Source organism: Methylobacterium hispanicum, from assembly GCF_022179285.1.
Classification (GTDB): Bacteria; Pseudomonadota; Alphaproteobacteria; order Rhizobiales; family Beijerinckiaceae; genus Methylobacterium; species Methylobacterium hispanicum.
This window is the reverse complement of the sequence record NZ_BPQO01000068.1, coordinates 1-3,893: the sequence shown is the minus strand read 5'-3', so window position 1 is coordinate 3,893 and position 3,893 is coordinate 1. Positions and strand designations below refer to the sequence as shown.

At 68.3% G+C, this 3,893-nt stretch carries 3 protein-coding genes and 1 pseudogene; all 4 read left to right on the top strand.

Annotated elements, in window-relative coordinates:
• Positions 1–713, top strand: a pseudogene (locus tag MFF56_RS31690) (hypothetical protein); the annotation flags it as partial.
• Between the two features lie 47 nt (positions 714–760).
• Positions 761–1,831, top strand: coding sequence for an IS630 family transposase (locus MFF56_RS31685; protein ID WP_170867530.1), 1,071 nt, complete (start codon positions 761–763; stop codon positions 1,829–1,831).
• Positions 1,832–1,891: 60 nt separating this feature from the next.
• A complete protein-coding gene (locus MFF56_RS31680) occupies positions 1,892–2,638 on the top strand; it encodes an ATP-binding cassette domain-containing protein (RefSeq protein WP_081948843.1) in 747 nt (248 codons plus the stop codon).
• Entirely contained in the window at positions 2,622–3,644 is a 1,023-nt protein-coding gene (locus MFF56_RS31675) for an efflux RND transporter periplasmic adaptor subunit (protein WP_043388076.1), read from the top strand. Before MFF56_RS31680 ends, MFF56_RS31675 begins: the two co-directional genes overlap by 17 nt.
• Positions 3,645–3,893: the final 249 nt, after the last annotated feature.

Below are 3,893 nucleotides of genomic sequence, written 5' to 3'. Positions count from 1 at the left end.
ATCTGCTCTTCGGTGAACCTGCTCTTCTTCACGGCTCTGCTCCTCCCCTCAGGGGCTCACACAACCGGAAAACTCGCACTCACGCCGGACCAAAGCGATGGGGGGACGTCAAAATCACCCTGCGTGCCCTCCACGCCAGAAACCCGCACTTCGACGACGCAGGGCGCCGCGACCTGTTCAACCGCTTCTTCGATCTTATGACGGTCCAGAAAGCGGTCCCGCATCTTCTGGTCGGCGGCTTGGCGATCCTTCTACAAGCCGGGATCGGCCTCGTCCTGACAAGTTTCTATCATCCGTTCTTTCTCGCCTTCAATCTCGTCGCCGCCGCCGTCCTGCTCGGCATCGGGTTCATCTGGGCGGGGCCGGCGGTCCGGTCCGGCGCGGCGCTGAGCCATGCGAAGCACGAGACGGCGCGTTGGCTGGAGAGCGTCGGCACCTCGAACGGCTTCTACAAGCACGGTGGTCGGCTATCGGCCGCGATGGCGCGTTCCGACGCGATGACCGCCGCCTACCTGCGGGCGCATCGCCGCCACTTCCGCCACACCTTCGCGCAGACCATCGGATTCCTCGTGGTCTACGCGGTCGCCAGTGCCGCCCTGCTGGCCATGGGCGGATGGCTCATCCTGCAGGGGCAATTGTCGCTCGGGCAACTCGTGGCGGCGGAACTCGTCTTGTCGGGGGCCTTCTACGGCATCTCGCAACTAGTGCAGTGACGCGGACAGAGGATTCACGCGTCCGATGAGACGTGCGAGTCTGGGCCATGGCTCAGACGGTCTGTGTGCTTCTCGATGCGAGCGATGCGGCACGACTGGTTGCGATCGCCAGCGACCGCTCCCGCCCGCTCAAACATACCCAGCGTGCCCGCATCGTCCTGCTCTCGGCCGAGCGCTTTTGTGTCCAGGACGTCGCCCGGCGGGCGGGCGTCAGCCGCCCGGCCGTGTGGCGCTGGCAGCGGCGCTACGCCGAGGCTGGCGTCGAAGGTCTGCTGCGCGACAAGACGCGCCCGCCCGGCACGCCGCCCCATTCAACCGAGACGGTGGCCGAGGTACTGGCGCTGACCTGCTCGGAGCCGCCGGGCGAGGTCACCCACTGGACCGGCCGGGCCGTGGCCCGCGCGGTCGGGATCTCGTTGCGTGCCGTGCAGCGGATCTGGGAGGCTCACCGCCTCCAGCCGCATCGGCTGCGCACGTTCAAGCGCTCGCGCGACCCCGCTTTCGCCGCCAAGGTCGAAGATGTCGTCGGCCTCTACATGGCCCCACCCGCCCACGCGGTGGTGCTGTCCATCGACGAGAAGAGCCAGATCCAGGCGCTGGAGCGGACGCGCCCCGACCGTCCGCCTGCCCCCGGCCATCCTGCCGCCCAGACCCACGACTATACCCGTCACGGCACCACGACGCTCTTTGCGGCCCTCGACGTCCTGGCGGGCACCGTGCTCGGCCGCTGCATGCAGCGCCACCGGAACGGTGAGTTCATCCGGTTCCTCAACGCCGTCGAATCTGCTGTCCCGTCCGGCAAGGCGATCCACGCGATCCTCGACAACGTCGCTACCCACAAACATCCGAAGGTGCGCGCCTGGCTCGCCCGGCACCCGCGCTGGACGTTCCACTTCACCCCGACTTCGGCCTCGTGGCTCAACGCGGTCGAGGGCTTCTTCTCAGCGCTGACCCGTCGTCGGCTGCGGCGAGGCTCCTTCACCGGCGTCGTCGATCTGCAGGCGGCGATCAAACGCTACATCGCCGAGCACAACCAGCGCGCCAGACCCTTCGTCTGGACAAAGCCCGCCACCGATATCCTCGAAGCCGTCGGCCGATCCCCTGAACCATCCGTCTGAGTCAGTGCACTAGGCTCGCATGCGAGGACCTTCTACGACCTCGTCGCGGCGCTCCACGAACTGTCGCTGTTCGACGGGATCGAGCAGGCGGACGGGGATGGGTGGACCGGCCCTGGCCCCGCCAATGGCAGCCTGCGCCTGCGCGATGTTGAGGTCGAAGGCTGCCGCTTCGACTTCGCGGTCGAGAGCGGTGAGATCCTCGCCGTGGCCGCCGACGAGGGGATCGAGCGGACGGTCGCGGCGCTCCTCGCGCGGAGGGTTCGGCCGCAGCGTGGGTGGGTGATGGTCGGCGGAGCCGACATCGCGGCGTTCAATCCGGAGAAGCTGCGGTCGGAGATCCTTGTCCTGGATCGGCCGACGCTCGCCGAGACGACCATCCGCGAGTACCTGTCGCTGGTCGAGGGTCAGGATCCGGCCACGATCCACGATTGCCTGGAGCGTGTTGGCTTGGTCGAGCGCATCCGGCGCTTGCCCTACGGCCTCGATACGCCGCTGTCCGCGTCCGGCTCGCCGCTTTCGGCGGGTGAGGCCGTCGCGCTGAAGCTGGCCGCCACCCTTCTGCAACCGCCGAAGCTCGTCGTCCTGTCGACGCTGTTCGACCTGCTTCCACCGGATCGCGTCGCGGCGGCGCTCGCAAGGTTCCGGGAGGCGGGCACGACGGTGCTGCATGTCACCCGGCGCCCCCCACAACCGATCTACGATGACCAGATCCGGCTGGGCTTGCACGGCTATGTGCGCGCCACCGAGCGTGAGGACCGGCTCGACAATGCCAAGCTGCGTGAGAGGACCCATGCTGTCGCGGCCTGAACATATCCAAAGCTTCCCGACCCTGACCTCGATCCGGCCTCCCCGCGCGGCGGCCGTCCTGGCCTGGATCATCGGCATCGGGATCTGCCTCGCGGTCCTGGTCCTTCTGTATGTTCCCTGGGTGCAGACCTCGGCCGGGACGGGGCGCGTTATCGCCCCGAACCCCGCCGACCGCGTGCAGACGGTCACGGCCCTGGTCCAGGGTCGTGTGGAGCATTGGTACGTCGAGGATGGTCAACGGGTTCGCGCGGGGGACCCTATCGCCCGTCTCGTCGACAACGATCCGTTCCTGCTGAAGCGGCTCGCGGCCGAGCGGGAGCAGATCGAGGCCGAGATCGCTGCGGCGGAGCAGGCGGTGAAGGTTGCGGAGAGCCAGGTCAGCCAGACGCGCGAGGCCGCCGACAAGGGCTTCGTGACGCGGCGCAACTTCGAGGCCGCGCAGATCCGCGTGGCGGAGCAGCGCGCGAAGCTGGCCGAGGCCAAGGCCAAGCTCAGCCGACTCGAAGTGACCGTGAACCGCCAATCGGCGCAGCTCGTTCGGGCGCCGCGGGACGGCCGGATCCTGCACATCAACGCGGCGGCCGCCGGCACGCTGGTCAACGCGGGGGAAACTCTGGCCACCCTCGCGCCGCTCGCGCCGGTCCGCGTCGTCGAGCTGATGGTCGACGGGCGCGACGTCGCCCTGATCCGGCCCGGCCAGAGCGTGCGCCTCGCCTTCGAGGGCTGGCCGGCCATCCAGTTTAGCGGCTGGCCGTCGGTGGCCCACGGCATGTTCGATGGGCGGGTGCGTGCCGTCGATCCCTCGGCGCAACAGAGCGGCCTGTTTCGCGTGCTGGTCGATCAGGACCCCGACCGGTCCGCGTGGCCCGACGCCGATTTCATCCCACTGGGGGCAAAGGTGCGGGGCTGGATCCGGATGGAGACCGTCTCTGTCGGCTACGAGCTCTGGCGCGTGCTCAACAACCTCCCGCTGGAGTTTCCGAAAACACGCTCAGATCCAATCTGAAAGATCGAGTGGGGGTCGACGATCGAGAGGAAGACGACCGCCTTTCCGGTTCTCTTCTCTGAAGCAGACCGGCGGCTTACGTGAAGAGTTTCGGGCGCCGGCAGGCGTACGAAAGTCTCCGAGGAACGAACCCGCGGGGACCGAGGCAGTCGGCTATGGGGATTGAGCGATCCGGCCTGATGGCGCGGGCGAGCGCGATGGCCGGCGAGGGGCTCGGCGGAGATGGCGGGGTGATCCGCCGGGACAGGC